16 protein-coding genes are annotated in these 14,442 nt (G+C 71.9%); 5 read left to right on the forward strand and 11 right to left on the reverse strand.

Going from position 1 to position 14,442, the window contains the following annotated elements; all coding sequences use genetic code 11:
- Nucleotides 1-13 precede the first annotated feature (13 nt).
- From ACZ7PG_RS38305 to ACZ7PG_RS38335, 7 genes are all read right to left on the reverse strand, one after another.
- Nucleotides 14-436, reverse strand: a complete 423-nt coding sequence (locus ACZ7PG_RS38305) for a thioesterase family protein (RefSeq protein ID WP_470244081.1) — start codon at nt 434-436, stop codon at nt 14-16.
- A complete protein-coding gene (locus ACZ7PG_RS38310) occupies nt 429-1,358 on the reverse strand; it encodes a 3-hydroxyacyl-CoA dehydrogenase NAD-binding domain-containing protein (protein ID WP_470244082.1) in 930 nt (309 codons plus the stop codon). The genes ACZ7PG_RS38305 and ACZ7PG_RS38310 overlap by 8 nt, the downstream gene beginning before the upstream one ends.
- Nucleotides 1,351-2,244, reverse strand: a complete 894-nt coding sequence (locus ACZ7PG_RS38315; protein WP_470244083.1) for a beta-keto acid cleavage family enzyme — start codon at nt 2,242-2,244, stop codon at nt 1,351-1,353. Before ACZ7PG_RS38315 ends, ACZ7PG_RS38310 begins: the two co-directional genes overlap by 8 nt.
- On the reverse strand, nt 2,241-3,107 hold the full coding sequence (locus ACZ7PG_RS38320) for a TetR/AcrR family transcriptional regulator (RefSeq protein ID WP_470244084.1): 867 nt from the start codon (nt 3,105-3,107) through the stop codon (nt 2,241-2,243). The genes ACZ7PG_RS38315 and ACZ7PG_RS38320 overlap by 4 nt, the downstream gene beginning before the upstream one ends.
- A 69-nt stretch (nt 3,108-3,176) precedes the next feature.
- Nucleotides 3,177-3,968, reverse strand: a complete 792-nt coding sequence (locus tag ACZ7PG_RS38325; RefSeq protein ID WP_470244085.1) for a carbon-nitrogen hydrolase family protein — start codon at nt 3,966-3,968, stop codon at nt 3,177-3,179.
- Entirely contained in the window at nt 3,965-5,281 is a 1,317-nt protein-coding gene (locus tag ACZ7PG_RS38330; RefSeq protein WP_470244086.1) for an MFS transporter, read from the reverse strand. The genes ACZ7PG_RS38325 and ACZ7PG_RS38330 overlap by 4 nt, the downstream gene beginning before the upstream one ends.
- Nucleotides 5,278-6,033 carry an HpcH/HpaI aldolase family protein gene (locus ACZ7PG_RS38335; RefSeq protein WP_470244087.1) on the reverse strand — a complete coding sequence of 252 codons (756 nt, stop codon included), beginning with the start codon at nt 6,031-6,033 and terminating at the stop codon, nt 5,278-5,280. Before ACZ7PG_RS38335 ends, ACZ7PG_RS38330 begins: the two co-directional genes overlap by 4 nt.
- Nucleotides 6,034-6,146: 113 nt before the next feature.
- Here ACZ7PG_RS38335 and ACZ7PG_RS38340 point away from each other — a divergent pair, with 113 nt between their 5' ends.
- Nucleotides 6,147-6,800, forward strand: a complete 654-nt coding sequence (locus ACZ7PG_RS38340; protein ID WP_284749890.1) for a GntR family transcriptional regulator — start codon at nt 6,147-6,149, stop codon at nt 6,798-6,800.
- Between the two features lie 13 nt (nt 6,801-6,813).
- On the opposite strand, the gene ACZ7PG_RS38345 is transcribed toward ACZ7PG_RS38340, so the two are convergent.
- The gene (locus ACZ7PG_RS38345; RefSeq protein WP_470244088.1) at nt 6,814-8,400 is read right to left on the reverse strand and encodes an AMP-binding protein; all 1,587 of its coding nucleotides are present in this window, start codon (nt 8,398-8,400) and stop codon (nt 6,814-6,816) included.
- 140 nt (nt 8,401-8,540) lie between these two features.
- Here ACZ7PG_RS38345 and ACZ7PG_RS38350 point away from each other — a divergent pair, with 140 nt between their 5' ends.
- Genes ACZ7PG_RS38350 through ACZ7PG_RS38365 form a run of 4 tightly spaced genes read left to right on the forward strand, consistent with a single transcriptional unit; the run spans nt 8,541 to nt 12,120 of the window.
- Nucleotides 8,541-9,863 carry a M20/M25/M40 family metallo-hydrolase gene (locus ACZ7PG_RS38350; protein WP_470244089.1) on the forward strand — a complete coding sequence of 441 codons (1,323 nt, stop codon included), beginning with the start codon at nt 8,541-8,543 and terminating at the stop codon, nt 9,861-9,863.
- Nucleotides 9,863-10,756: an alpha/beta fold hydrolase gene (locus ACZ7PG_RS38355; RefSeq protein WP_470244090.1), complete on the forward strand. Its 894-nt coding sequence runs from the start codon at nt 9,863-9,865 to the stop codon at nt 10,754-10,756. Before ACZ7PG_RS38350 ends, ACZ7PG_RS38355 begins: the two co-directional genes overlap by 1 nt.
- Nucleotides 10,757-10,787: 31 nt before the next feature.
- On the forward strand, nt 10,788-11,384 hold the full coding sequence (locus ACZ7PG_RS38360) for an ArsR/SmtB family transcription factor (RefSeq protein WP_470244091.1): 597 nt from the start codon (nt 10,788-10,790) through the stop codon (nt 11,382-11,384).
- Nucleotides 11,374-12,120, forward strand: a complete 747-nt coding sequence (locus tag ACZ7PG_RS38365) for an SRPBCC family protein (RefSeq protein WP_470244092.1) — start codon at nt 11,374-11,376, stop codon at nt 12,118-12,120. Before ACZ7PG_RS38360 ends, ACZ7PG_RS38365 begins: the two co-directional genes overlap by 11 nt.
- Here ACZ7PG_RS38365 and ACZ7PG_RS38370 read toward each other — a convergent pair.
- From ACZ7PG_RS38370 to ACZ7PG_RS38380, 3 genes are all read right to left on the reverse strand, one after another.
- Nucleotides 12,117-12,341 carry a DUF5703 family protein gene (locus ACZ7PG_RS38370; protein ID WP_285478272.1) on the reverse strand — a complete coding sequence of 75 codons (225 nt, stop codon included), beginning with the start codon at nt 12,339-12,341 and terminating at the stop codon, nt 12,117-12,119. The two genes, ACZ7PG_RS38365 and ACZ7PG_RS38370, sit on opposite strands and share 4 nt — an antisense overlap.
- Complete coding sequence (locus ACZ7PG_RS38375; RefSeq protein ID WP_470244093.1) at nt 12,338-13,345, reverse strand: YncE family protein; 1,008 nt, start codon at nt 13,343-13,345, stop codon at nt 12,338-12,340. Before ACZ7PG_RS38375 ends, ACZ7PG_RS38370 begins: the two co-directional genes overlap by 4 nt.
- A gap of 91 nt (nt 13,346-13,436) precedes the next feature.
- Complete coding sequence (locus tag ACZ7PG_RS38380; RefSeq protein ID WP_470244094.1) at nt 13,437-14,405, reverse strand: aldo/keto reductase; 969 nt, start codon at nt 14,403-14,405, stop codon at nt 13,437-13,439.
- Nucleotides 14,406-14,442 lie beyond the last annotated feature (37 nt).

A 14,442-nucleotide genomic window follows, 5' to 3' on the forward strand; every position in this document is an offset into this window, starting at 1 on the left:
GCGGGCGTTCGGGTCAGGCGATGGCGCGCCCCGCGTAGTCCGGGACCGGGTTGAGGTAGCCGCGCAGCCGCTCCGCGATGACGGCGGGGAGCGGCGAAGCTCTGCTCTCGGTGACGTGGATCGCCAGGATCTCTTCGGTGGCGACGAGGTCCCCGGCGACGCGCATCTCGTGGCAGAGCCGGACCTTCTTCGCGCCGACGTCGAGCACTCCCGTCGTGACGTCCAGGTCGGCGTCCGGGCCGACTTCCCGCAGGTAGCGGACGTGCGCCTCCACGGTGTACAGCGAAGAACCGCTGTGCTCCGGGCCGAGGCCGACGGTGTGCATCAGGTGCGTCGTCGCGTCGCCGAAGACCAGGACGTAGTACGGCTCGGACAGGTGGCCGTTGTAGTCGATCCACTCCGGACGGACGCGGTCGCGGTAGGCCAGCTCAGCCATCGCGCGCCTCCTCGACCGCGCGCTGGATGGCGATGATCGCCCGGTCGCGCTCGGCGATGAGGTCGGCGATCGTGCGTTCCCCGGCTTCGTCTTCGCAGCCCTCGACCACGGCGTCGCGGAGTTCGGTCGTCAGCTCCGGAGCGTCGAGGCGGGTCCACGGCGCCTTCAGCGACGGGCCGAAGTGGTCGAGCATGTGCGCCATCCCGCCTTCACCGCCCGCGAGGTGGAAGGTGAGCATCGGGCCCTGGACCGGCCAGCGCAGGCCGGGCCCGTCGGTGATCGCGGTGTCGATCTGCTCGACCGTGGCCTCGCCGTTCGCGACCATGTGCAGGGCCTCGCGCCACAGCGCTTCCTGCAGCCGGTTGGCGATGAAGCCGGGGACCTCGCGGTCCATGGTGATGACGGTCTTGCCGACGCGACGGTAGAACGCCGCCGCGTGCTCGACCGCCCACGCCTCGGTGCGTTCGCCGCCGACGACCTCGACCAGGGGGATGAGGTACGGCGGGTTGAACGGGTGCCCGACCACGAGCCGCTCCGGCGTCGCGGCGTCGGCCTGCATCTCGGTCATGCCGTAGCCGGACGTCGAGGAGGCGATGACGATCCCGGCCGGCGTGACGGCGTCGATCTCGGCGAGGAGCTTCTGCTTGAGCGGGAGGTCTTCGGGAGCGCTTTCCTGGACGAAGGTCGCGTCGGCGACCGCTTGGGCGAGGGTCGCGGTGACTTCCAGGTTGTCCCGGCTCGCGCCGTCGGCCAGGCCGAGCGACGTGAGCGCGGGCCAGGCGGCGTCGACCAGCCTGGTCAGCTTGGCCGCGGCGTCCGGTGCCGGATCCCAGGCGCGGACCCGGAAGCCCCGGGTCAGGAAGTGCGCGACCCAGCCGCCACCGATCACGCCGGCGCCGACGCAGGCGACCGTCTCAGGCATGGACGCGCTCCTTCAGGCCGAGGATCTCGCGGGCGCGGGAAGCGCTTACCACGGTGGCGCCGAGGTCCTGGACGATCCCGACGGCACGCTCCACGAGCTGCCCGTTGGTCGCCTTGACGCCCTTCGCGAGGTAGAGGTTGTCCTCGAGGCCGACCCGGACGTGGCCGCCGAGCAGCACGGACTGCGCGACCCACGGCATCTGGTCCCGCCCGATGGCGAACGACGCCCACTGCGCGCCGGCCGGGAGCAGCTTCACCATGGCCTGCAACAGCCCGGGGTCGACGGGCGCGCCGTACGGGATGCCCATGCAGAGCTGGAACAGCGGGGGAGCGTCGATCAGGCCCTCTTCGACCATTTTGGACGCGAACCACAGGTGGCCGGTGTCGAAGATCTCCAGCTCGGGCTTGACGCCGAGCTCCTGGATCCGCTTCGCGCCGGCCCGCAGCATGTCCGGAGTGGACACGTAGAGCTGGCTGCCCTCGCCGAAGTTGAGCGAGCCGCAGTCGAGGGTGCAGATGTCGGGGAGGAGCTCTTCGACGTGGAGGAGCCGGTCCAGGGCGTTCACGAGGTCGGTGCCGTCGACCGGTTTGAGCGGGTCTTCCTGGTCGATCACCAGGTCACCGCCCATCCCGGCGGTCAGGTTGACGACGACGTCCACATCGGACTCCTGGACCAGCCGCACGACCTCGCGGTAGAGCGCGACGTCCCGCGACGGCGACCCGGTTTCGGGGTCCCGGACGTGGATGTGCACGACGGCGGCCCCGGCGTTGGCGGCCTCGACGGCGCTCGCGGCGATCTGCGCGGGCGTGACGGGCACGTGCGGGCTCCGGCCGACGGTGTCCCCGGCGCCGGTGAGAGCGCAGGTGACGATGACCTCGTGGTTCATGAGCCTCCCTTGACGATCGAGCTTTCGATGAAGTCGTGCAGGTGGTCGCGCATGGTTTCGGCCGTGCTGCCCGGGCGGCCGGTCAGCACCTGGATGCCGAGGCCGTCGATCAGCGCGGTCAGCCGGGTGGTCGCCGCGTCCGGGTCGGTCACCGCGAAGACACCCTGTTCGCAGCCGGTGCGGATGGTCATCGCGATCGTGCGGTACCAGCGGTCGATGGAGTCGGTGTAGAGCGAGCGGAACGACGGGTCGAGCGCGACCTCGTTCCACACCTGCAGCCACACCGACCACTCGGCGCGCAGGACGCCGTCGGTCGGCAGCTGCAGCTCGACCAGGCGGCACAGCCGCTCGTGCGCGTCGTCGATCGAATGCAGCTCCGCCACCTGGCGGTCGAACGCGAGCTTCACGTTGCGCCGCAACGCTTCGTTGAGGACTTCGGTCTTGCTGGGGAAGTGGTAGTGGATCGTGGCGGTGCTCGTGCCGCACGCTTCGGCGATGTCGGCGATGCGCACCTTGTGATAGCCGCGTTCGGCGATCAGCGTCCAGGCCGTCTCGAGGATGCGGCGGCGCGGCTCGGACTGGGCGAGGTGGTCGGGATCGTCGCTCGCGAGGCGGGTGGCCGGCGCGGGCACCGCCGTGACGGTGACCGCGTCGTCGCTCCCGTTGAGCAGCCAGTTGACCGTGACGCCGCAGTGCTCGGCGACGCGGACCAGTTCGTGCGGCGAGAACCGGCGGGTGCCGTTCAGCGCCTTGGACAGCTTGGTTTCGTCGAGCCCGATCGCGGCGGCGAACTCCCGCTGGGCCCCCGGCATGGCCTTGACCAGCCCCCGGACCCGGTCCCGCAGCTCCGCGGTCTCGTCCATGCCAGGAGACGGTAACCCTGTATTGCGATAATCGCAATCCTTGACTGATGAGTCAGTCGGAGCGCAAGATCAGCGCGGTACGACCGTGAACCGCCGCAGTGCCAGCGCCGGGTTCTTCGCCCGTACCTCGGCGATCCGCTCGGGTGACACCTCGCCGACGGCCACGCCGGTCTGTTCGCCGAGGGAGGTGACAACCACGCCCATCGGGTCGACGAGCATGCTGGTGCCCGACCCGGTCGGCGCGGACTGGCCCGCGGCGGCGACGTAGAGCGTGTTCTCGATCGCGCGGGCGCGAACGAGCGTGCTCCAGTGGTATTCCTTCAACGGCCCGGGCACCCATTCCGCCGGCAGCAGCACGACCTGCGCGCCCGCGTCGGCCAGCCGGCGGGTCACCTCGGGGAACCGGAGGTCGTAGCACGTCTGGAGGCCGAAGCGGACGCCGTCGACCTCGAACGTCGCCGGCTCGGTGATCTCCCCGGCGCGGACGACGTCGGACTCGCGGAAGCCGAAGGCGTCGTAGAGGTGGATCTTGCGGTAGAGCGCCTGCAAGCCGCCGGGGCCGGCGACGACGAGCGTGTTCGAGATGTGCGAGCCGTCGAGGCGCTCGTTCATGCCGCCGACGATCGTGATGCCCCGCTCGGCGGCGAGCGCGAGGAGGCTCGTCACGAACTCGCCGTCGAGGTCTTCGGCGGAGTCGACGAACCGCCGGTCCATCGCCGGCGCCGTGAACATCGCGTACTCGGGCAGCAGCACGACCCGCGCGCCGCGCTCGGCCGCGTCGCCGGCGAGCTTCGCGATCAGCGTGCGGTTGGCGGCTTTGTCTTCTCCGGGCGCGAACTGCGCGAGGGCCACGTGCGTCATGCGGATTCCTTCCGGGGTGGGGCGGGCATGCGGTCGAGCTTGCCGAGCACGACCGTGTAGCAGAAGATCCCGGCGAGCAGCACCACGCCGGTGACGAGGAACGCGCCGGCGAACGACCCGGTGACGTCGACGACGGCGCCGGTCACGATCGGCGCGGCGATGCCGATCATGTTCGCGACGAAGTTGACCAGCCCGCCGAGGGTCCCCGAACAGCCTTCGGGCGCGATGACGGCGACGATGCTCGACCCGGCCGGCACGGACACGGCGAGCCCGGCGGCACCGATCGACAGGAACACCAGCGCCGTCGCCACGGAACCCGCGTAGGCGGCACCGGCCACCGACAGCGAGACGAGCATGCTCACGACCAGGACGATCCGGCGCGCCTTAGTTTCGTTGCCGGTGCGAGCGATCAGGCGGTCCAGCACGATCCCGCCGACGAGGAACTGCGCCAGCACGGCGACCAGCCACGGGATCATCGTGTAGAAGCCACCGGCCAGGAGCTTCACGCCGAACTGCTTCTCCAGGTAACCCGGGAGCCAGGTCAGCAGGACGTAATAGGCGTAGGTGTAGGACGCGTACCCGAGCGCGAGGCCCCAGGTCTTGCGGCGGCGCAGCAGGTGGCCGAGCCCGGTGAGCGAGTTCGGTGTGGGCGCGTCTTCGTCGTCCGCGCCGCCTTCGCGCAGGTACGCGAACTCCTCGGCGGACAGCCGTCCGCGGGCGAGGGCCTGCTTCGGCGTCAGGTACAGCAGCCACCACACCAGCAGGTACCCGATGCTGAGGACGCCGGTGAAGAGGAACGCCGCGTGCCAGCTGAACGCCGTCACGAGGAACGCCATCACCGGGATGCCCAGGACGTTGGAGATCTTGGCGCAGCCGTCGAAGATCGCGGTGGCCCGGCCGCGTTCGGACCGCGGGAACCACTGGCCGATCGCCTTCCAGCCCGCCGGGATGGTCGGCGCCTCGCCGAAGCCGAGGACCAGCCGCGACACCAGGAGCAGGCCGAGGCCGCCCGACGCCGCGGTCAGGAACGACGCGATGGCCCACAGGACGGCGGCCGCGCGGTTCACCCAGCGGACGCCGATCCGGTCGATGATCGCGCCGATCGGCAGCTGCAGCACCGCGTACGTCCACAGGAACGCCGAGGCGACGACGCCGAGCTGGGCCGCGCTCAGGTGGAACTCGCGCATCATCTCCGGCCCGGCGATGGACAGGTTGACGCGGTCGACGTAGTTGACGAACGAGCCGACGCCGAGCACGCCGGCGATCGCCCAGCGGGTCTTCTTCCGCGTCGCAGTGCGGACCGCGGTCGTCATCGCGCCTCCTTCGCGAGCGACGTGGTCTCCTCGAAGGCGGCGGTGAGCCCGGCCGCGAGGGCGCCGTGCTGCATGGTGAGCGCGAGCTGCCCGGCGCCGTGGGCAAGGGCGAACTCCTTCTCCTCCCGGCTCCATGCGGGCAACACCCACGGCTTCCCGGCCGCGCGGGCGGCGTCCGCGACGCGCTTCAGGTCGGCGAAGTCGCCTTCTTTTCGGGTGTACGCCCCACGTTCGCGGCGCAGGGACAGGTCGGACGGCCCGACGAAGACACCGTCCACTGTGTCCAGTGCGAAGATTTCGGGGATGTCCTCGATCGCGCCGGCGTCCTCGATCATCGGCAGGCAGCGCGTGCGGCGGTCCTGCTCGGCGACCCACTCGTCGGTGAAGCCGCGGTAGCCGGTCGTGCGCCCGCCGGCGAAGCTGCGGTCGCCCAGTGGCGGGAACTTCGCGAACGCCGTGACGGCCTTGGCGTGCGCCGCGTTCTCGACGTGCGGGATGACGACGGCGTCGGCGCCGAAGTCGAGGGCCTGCTGGATCGGGCCGCGCTCGGGGCCGAGGACCTTGGCGAGCACCTCCAGCCCGAGCGCCCGCAGGAACGGGACGAACCGCTCGAGGTCGGCCAGGTCGAAGGCGCCGTGCTCGATGTCGAGGACGGCGGCGCCGTAGCCGATCGCGCGGGCGATCTCGGCGGCCGCGAACGACGGGTCGGACAGCCAGACGGCGTAGCGCCGGTCGGCGGGGACTGGGGACATGGGGGACCTCCTGCGCGCTCACGACGGTAGCTCCGGTCGTTGTGTGCACCGTGTATACACGATGGATATCTGTCGGTCCAGACGCTAAGCTGACGGCCGACGAGGGGAGTGGCATGACCACCAGCGCACCGGCCGGGCCGGCGCGGGACCGCGTGTACGCCTGGCTGCGCGACGGGATCATCGCGGGCGAGCTCGAAGGCGGCCGGTTCCTGGACGAGCAATGGGTCTCGGGCGAAACCGGGGTGTCCCGGACACCCGTGCGCGAGGCGTTCCACCGGCTGGAGGCCGAGCGCTTCATCAGCCTGCTGCCGCGCAAGGGCGCCCAGGTCCGCACGGTGACCGCGCGCGAGCTGGCGGAGGTCTACCAGAGCCGCCGGCTGATCGAGGGACACGCGATCGCGGAGGTCTGCGCGGCCCGGGCGGGGGCGCCCGCGGAGATGGCCGGCCTGATCGAGGAGATGGACCGCGCGGGGAAGGCCCGCGACTGGTTCGCGGTGTCGGGTCTGGACCGCGCCTTCCACCGCGCGATCGTGAACGCGGCGGGCAACTCCGTGCTGACGGAGCTGTACGACACGCTGCGCTCGCGCCAGCAGCGCGTCGCGGTGCGGGCACTGGAGGCCCGCCCGGAGCGGCTGCCGGTGATCGACGCCGAGCACCGCGCACTGGTGGCGGCGCTGGACGCCCACGACGCCGAAGAGGCGTCACGGGTGCTGAACCAGCACCTGCGCCCGGTGTCCGAAGTGGTCTCGGCCCTGGACCGCGACTGATCCCGGCCGGGCCTCACAGTCCCGATCGGTCGCGCAGGACGTGCTTCTGGATCTTCCCGGACCCGGTCAGCGGGAACTCGGTGACGAAACGCCAGACCCGGGGCGCTTTGTGGGGCGCGAGGTGCTCGCGCACGTGGGCGTCGAGCTCCGGTTCGCCGGCGGTCTCGCCCGGGACCAGCCGGACGAAGGCCGCGACCTGTTCTCCCCACACGGGGTCGGGGACCCCGACGACCGCGACCTCGTGCACGGCCGGATGGCCGAGCAGGACGTGCTCGATCTCCCGCGGGTAGATGTTCTCGCCGCCGCGGATGATCATCTCCTTGACCCGGCCCTCGATGCGGAGGTACCCGCGGTCGTCCATGGTGGCGAGGTCGCCGGTGTGCAGCCAGCCGTCCGGGTCGATGGCCTCGGCCGTCTGGTCGGGCCGGCCGAAGTAGCCGGTCATCACGTGGTAGCCGCGGGTGCACACTTCGCCGATCTCGCCGCGGGCCCGGACGTCGCCGGTGGCGGGAACGGTGATCTTGACCTCGCAGCCGGGCAACGGCTTCCCGAGCGTTTCCGCCCGGTCTTCGGGAGTGTCGTCCGGCCGGGTCATGGTGATCCCGGGCGAGGCCTCGGTCTGCGCGAAGATGATGCTCATCGGCACGCCCACCGCGGACTCGACGCGCCGGACCAGCTCGGGCGGGACCGTCGCGCCGCCGGCGAGGGCGAAACGCACCGACGAGAAGTCGGTCGTCGCGAACCGCGGGTGGCTCAGCAGGGCCAGCAGCATGGTCGGGACCCCGCCGAACACCGTGCTGCGCTCGGCTTCGATCAGCTCGAGCTGCAGCCCGGGGTCGAACCACGGCAGCAGGACCTGGGTGCCCAGCGACGCGATCGGTGCCAGGGTGGCCAGCACGCAGCCGGCGGTGTGGAAGAGCGGCATCGGGTTGACGAAGGCTTCGCCCGGCCGCATCTCCAGGGTCCGGGCGTAGGACAGCCACGCGTTGTTGGTGATGCCGCGGTGGTGCAGGACGGCCCCTTTGGGGGTCCCGGTGGTGCCGGAGGTGTACTGGATCTGCGCCGGATCGTCCGGGCTCACGGCCGGCAGCGCTTCGGTGGCGGAGCCGGACGCGCGGAACGTCCCCCAGTCCTCGAACAGCACCGTCTCCCGCAGGTGCGGGAGGCCGGGACGCACCCGGGCGAGCGTCTCCGCCATCGGGTTGTCGCGATAGCTCCGCACCAGGAAGATCCCCGCCGCTTCCGACTGGCTCAGGACGTGCCGGACTTCCTCTTCGCGCAGGGCGGGATTCACCGTGACCAGGGTCAATCCGGCGAGCGCGGCCGCCATCTCGAGGACCACCCACTCGGGAATGTTGTGGGCCCACACCGCCACCCGCTCGCCCGGCTGGAACCGGCCGAGCAGCGCCCGGGCCGCTTCTTCGGCTTCCGCCAGCAGGTCCGCGTAAGTCCAGCGGCGCCGTGCTTGCGGGTCTGGGACGCCTTCGACCAGCGCGGTCGCGGAGGGAGCGCGCTCGGCGGCGTCACGGAGGAGGGAACCGACGGTCAGCTCGCGCACGGAGTCCGCGTCCTCCGCGGGTGCATAGGCCAGGTCCGGCATGGAAGCCCTCCTCGGATCGGCGGCGACGGGCCGTCGTGAGTCGTCGTCGATCTCACCACGGTTACACCCGGCCGCCCCCGTGACGATCCCAGCAGGCGCTTGACCGGCGCCCGCGGCCGTCCGGGTGATAGGAATGGCCGGTGACCGAACCGAACCTGATCGAAGCCGCCGCGGCCGAAGCCGTCACGCTGACCAGCGAGCTCATCCGCATCGACACGACCAACACCGGCGACCCCGACACGCTGGTCGGCGAGCGGGCCGCGGCCGAGTACGTCGCGGAGAAGCTGACCGATGCCGGCTACGAGATCACCTACGTCGAGTCGGGCGGCAAGAACCGGCACAACGTCATCGTCCGGCTCGAAGGCGCCGACCGGTCGCGGGGCGGCCTGCTCATCCACGGCCACCTCGACGCCGTGCCCGCCGACGCGTCCGAGTGGTCGGTCCACCCGTTCTCGGGCGCGATCCAGGACGACTACGTCTGGGGCCGCGGCGCGGTCGACATGAAGGACATGTGCGGGATGGCCCTCGCGCTGGCCCGGCACTACAAGATGAACAACGTCGTGCCCCCGCGCGACCTGGTCTTCGCCTTCCTCGCCGACGAAGAAGCCGGTGGCAAGTTCGGCGCCCAGTGGCTGGTCGAGAACCGCCCCGAGCTCTTCGAGGGCGTCACCGAGGCGATCAGCGAGGTCGGCGGCTTCTCGATCACGCTCAAGGACGACGTCCGCGCCTACCTGATCGAGACGGCCGAAAAGGGCATCCGCTGGATGAAGCTGCGCGTGCGCGGCACCGCCGGGCACGGCTCGATGATCCACCGCGACAACGCCGTGACGAAGCTGGCCGAAGCCGTCGCGAAGCTCGGAAACCACCGCTTCCCGCTCGTGCTGACCGACTCGGTGAAGGAGTTCCTCGCCGGCGTCACCGAGATCACCGGCTGGGACTTCCCCGAGGACGACATCGAGGGCTCGGTCGCCAAGCTGGGCAACATCTCCCGGATGATCGGCGCCACCCTGCGCGACACCGCGAACCCGACCATGCTGACCGCCGGGTACAAGTCGAACGTCATCCCGTCGGTCGCCGAGGCCGCGGTGGACTGCCGGATCCTGCCGGGCCGTCTCGAGGCGTTCGACCGCGAGCTCGACGAGCTGCTCGGCCCGGACATCGAGAAGGAGTGGATGGAGCTCCCGCCGGTCGAGACGACGTTCGACGGCGCCCTCGTCGACGCCATGACCGCCGCGGTGCTGGCCGAAGACCCGGGCGCGAAGACGTTGCCGTACATGCTTTCCGGCGGCACCGACGCGAAGTCGTTCCAGGACCTCGGGATCCGCAACTTCGGGTTCGCGCCGCTCAAGCTGCCGGCCGACCTCGACTTCTCGGCGCTCTTCCACGGCGTCGACGAGCGCGTCCCGGTCGAGGCGCTGAAGTTCGGCACCCGCGTGCTGGACCGGTTCCTGCGCACCAGCTGATGACCGCGTTCGCGCTCGCCGACGGCACGTCCCTGCAGGTGGTGCGCAGGGGCGACCCGGGCGCGCCGGTGACCGTGGTGTTCGTCCACGGCTACGCGCTCGACCAGCGCAGCTGGGGCCGGATCGCGCCGCTGGTGCCGGACGCGGCGGACGGGCCGGTGGCCGTGCTGACCTACGACCAGCGCGGCCACGGCGGGTCCGGGCGGGCGCGGCGCGGCACCGCGACCATGGCGCAGCTCGGCGACGACCTCGCGGAGCTGCTCGAGCGCGAGGTCCCCGATGGCCGGGTGGTGCTCGTGGGCCACGACATGGGCGGCCTGGCCATCATGTCGCTGTCCCAGCGGCACCCGGCGCTGTTCGCCGCGCGGGTGTCCGGGCTGGTGCTGCTCGCGACGTCGTCGGGGACGCTGGCCACCGAGGTCTCGGCGACGTGGCCGAACGCCCTGGGCAAGCTGGCCCGCGACCTCGAAGCGGTGCTCGGCTCCAAGCTCTTCGGTGTGGTCCGGGAGCACACGAGCCGGGCGGTGAGCGCGGGCCTGCGGTGGTGGCTGTTCGGCGACGACCCGGATCCGGAGCTGGTCGAGCTGACCGTGAAGATGATCCGCGGCAACTGGCCGCACACGGTGTCGCTGTTCCGCCCGGCGCTGGACGCTTACGCCCGCGATTCGGCCTCGGCGCAGGTCAGCGGCCTGCCGGTGACGGCGATCGTGGGGGAGCGGGACCGGATCGTCCGCGCGTCGGACGTCGAGCAGTGGGCCGGCGGCCTCGCCGACGGGACGGCGGTGGTGCTGCCCGGCGTCGGGCACGTCGTGCCGCTGGAGGCCGCGGCGCAGGTGTTGCCGCGGGTCGTCGCCATGGTCAACGCGAGTCACCGACAAGACGAGAGTTCTTGACAACTTCTCTTTTCGGAACGATCCTGGACGCATGTTCTCCGTGGCGGTGATCGAAGACGCGTCGGCGGCCGAGGTGTCGCTGGACCCGGTCCGCGCCCGGCTGCTGGCCGAACTGGCCGAGCCGGCGTCGGCGACCATGCTGGCCGCGCGGGTCGGCCTCCCGCGCCAGAAGGTCAACTACCACCTGCGGACCCTGGAAGCGCACGGCCTGGTGGAGCTGGTCGAGGAGCGGCGGAAGGGCAACGTCACCGAGCGGATGATGCGGGCGACGGCGGCGTCGTACGTCATCTCGCCGGCCGCGCTGGCCGCCGTCCAGCCCGACCCGGCCCAGTCCCCGGACCGGCTGTCGGCCCGTTGGCTGCTCGCCGTCGCCGGCCGGCTCGTGCGCGACGTCGGCCAGCTGATCACCGGCGGGGAGAAGGCGAAGCAGCGGGTCGCGACCTTCGCGATCGACGGCGAGGTCCGGTTCGCCTCCGCGGCCGACCGCGCCGCGTTCGCCGAGGAGCTCGCTACCGCCGTCACGACCCTGGTCGGCAAGTACCACGACGAGGCGGCCGAGAAGGGCCGCCCGCACCGGGTGGTCGTTGCCGTCCACCCGAGCATCCCGGAGGAGTCTCGTGGGGCATGAGTTCGAGCTGACCGACCTCGCCGAGGTCGACGCGACGCCGGAGCAGGTGTGGGCGGCCATCGCCACCGGGCCGGGCATCGACTCGTGGTTCATGGGCCGCAACGAGGTCGAGGGCGGCACCGGCGGCGTCGTCCGCGGTGCCTTCGGCGGCTACGAGCCCGAGTACCGGATCCGGGAGTGGGAGCCGCTCGAGAAGCTCGTCTACGGCAGCGACCCCGCGCCGGACGGGCGGAAGATCGGCTACGAGTTCCTCGTCGAGGGCCGCGACGGCGGCAGCACGGTGGTCCGCTGCGTCACGAGCGGGTTCCTGCCCGGCGACGACTGGGAGGACGAGTTCGAGGCGATGACCACCGGGGGCGCGATGTTCTTCCGCACCCTGGTCGAGTACGTCACGCACTTCACCGGCCGGACCGCGGTGCCGGTCACCGCGTTCGGCCCGCCGGTGGGGGACTGGCCCGCGGCATGGGCCCGGCTCGGCGCCGCGCTCGGTCTCTCCGCGCGACCCGCCGAGGGCGACCACGTCCGGATCTCGCTCGACGGCCGGCGCGCGCAGGAGGGGGTGGTCTACGCGGCGAACGACCAGACCGCGGGCATCCGCACGGCGGACGCGATGATCCGCTTCCTGCGCGGCTTCCACGGCCCGATGGTCGCTTCCCACCACGTCTTCACCCCCGGCGCGGACGCCGAAGTCGAGGAAAAGGCCTGGAGCGACTGGCTGAGCCGCGTGTTCGGCTAGGTCGGCAGCGCGCCGGGGAGGCTCTCCGCGGTCTTCTTGCGGCGTAGCCAGACGCGGCGCGTGCCGTCGGCGTAGAGCCGCACGTTCCGCAGTTCCCAGCCCGCGAACTCCGCGTGGATGGAGAGCTGGATCGCCGCCGCACGCCGGGACACGCCCGGGGGGAGGTGCAGGCGGCGATACTCCCAGTCCCCTTCGACCACCGCCTCGCTGACCGTCGTCATGGCTGGATCACCTGGGTCCCTTCTCCGGCGGCCGAGCCGATGATCACCCGGCCGCTGGTTTCGTCCACCCCGACCGAGTCCGGCTGGCGCACGGTGGGGAAGCGGTACTTCTCGACGGGCTCGCCGCCGCGGACGTCGAACCCGACGACCTCGTTGCGTCCGGTCAGCGTCACCCACGCCAGGCTCCGCCGGGCGTCGTAGGCGATCCCGTACACGCCCCCGGGCACCGGGTAGCGCTGCCGCATGATGAGCGGCGAAGCCGAGAACGCGATCAGCGCGCCCGCCCGCGCGTCCGTCACCAGCACCCGCCCGTAGGAGTCCGCCACGGCGTTGGCGGCGCCGTCTCCCGCGCGCAGGCCCTCGTTGACCTTCCCGGCGGCGACGTCGACCGAGAACACGGCCGTGCGCAGCCGGTCCAGCACCACGACACCTGTCCCGGTGTCGACGACGTCGTCGGCGCTGTAGAGCTGCCCGCCGATCGTCCGCGCCGGACCGCTCGCCGGCAGGAGCCGGATGTCCTTCGCCGTCCCCATCGCGACCAGCCGGTCGGCGCCGTAGGCGATGCTCGACGCCGGCTGCCCGCCCGTCTTCGTCTCGGTGAGCTTCCGGTCCGGCAACGTCAGCTGCTGCACCACGCCCTGGGCCGGCTCGGCGATCTCGACCCGCCCCGGCGCCACGGAAAGCTTCTCCGCCTTGCCGTATAACGGCATATTCACCGGGGGTGACGCGAGCGCGTTCAGGTCGTAGAGCCGCAAAGACGGCGGCTGAGCGAGCGCGACGACGAGGGTCCCCTGAGCGACGGCGACGGCCGACACCGACCCGGTGGCGAGCACCTGACCGGCGGGCTTCACGGTCGCGGCGGGGGAGACCGCCGGCTTCGCCGCCACGGGGTTCGCGACGATCTGCAGGTCGTCGCTGTCGGACTTGGCCGACGAGCAGCCCGAGAGCACCAGGACACCGGCGAGCGGGATCGCGATCCACGACACGGCGGCGAACCGACGCACGTTGCTGCCTCCAGGTGTCCCTCGACGGGCGGTGTTCACCAGCATCCTCCACGATCGTTCTGCCGTCACGTGCATGTCACCCAACAGACACCTAGCGCGGCCAGCGCTCCGGGTAACCGGCCTCGATCGCGCTGACGTCGTCGAGCGCGGAGCGGATGGCCGGCGGGAGGGTGATCTCCTCCGCCGTCAGCGAGCCGGTGAGCTGGCCGGTGTCCCGCGCCCCGACGACCGGGGCCACGACCCCGGGCCGGTCGCGGACCCAGGCGAGCGCCACCACCAGCGGCGACGTGCCGAGCCCGTCGGCCGCGGTGGCCACCGCCTGCACGATCCGGGCGGCCCGGTCGGTGCGGTGGTGCTCGACGTAGCCGGCGTACGCGCTGTTCGCGCCGCGCGAGTCGGCGGGCGTGCCGGTGCGGTACTTGCCGGTCAGCACGCCGCGGCCCAGGGGCGCCCAGGGGAGCAGCCCGACGCCGTGGTGCTCGGCGGCCGGGACGACCTCGCGGTCCACCCCGCGTTCCAGCAGCGAGTACTCGACCTGGGTGGAGACGATCGGGGCGACCGCCGCGGCGCCGGCGGCGGCCGTCGCCAGCTGCCAGCCCGCGTAGTTCGAGACGCCGACGTACCGGGCCTTGCCGCTGGTCACGGCGTACTCGAGGGCGGCGAGGGTTTCCGCGATCGGCACGCAGGTGTCCCAGGCGTGCAGCTGCCACAGGTCGACGTGGTCGGTGCCGAGCCGCTTGAGCGAGCCGTCGAGCGCGGTGAGCAGGGCGCCGCGCGAGGCGCCACCGCCGAACGGGCCGTCGTCGCGCCGGGCGACCGCCTTCGTCGCGAGGACGATGTCGTCGCGGGGCACGAGGTCGCCGAGCAGCGAGCCGAGGACCCGCTCGCTCTCGCCCTCGCCGTAGATGTCGGCCGTGTCCACCAGGGTGCCGCCGGCGTCCACGAAGGCGACCAGCTGGCTGGCGGCCTCTTCCGCGTCGGTGTCGCCACCCCAGGTCATGGTGCCGAGCGCCATCCGCGAGACGCGCAGTCCCGAGCGGCCGAGCAGTCGCTTTTCCACGACCGCCGAGCCTAGTGGGCGGCCCCTCCCGAACCTG

The organism is Amycolatopsis sp. NPDC114504, from assembly GCF_055633595.1.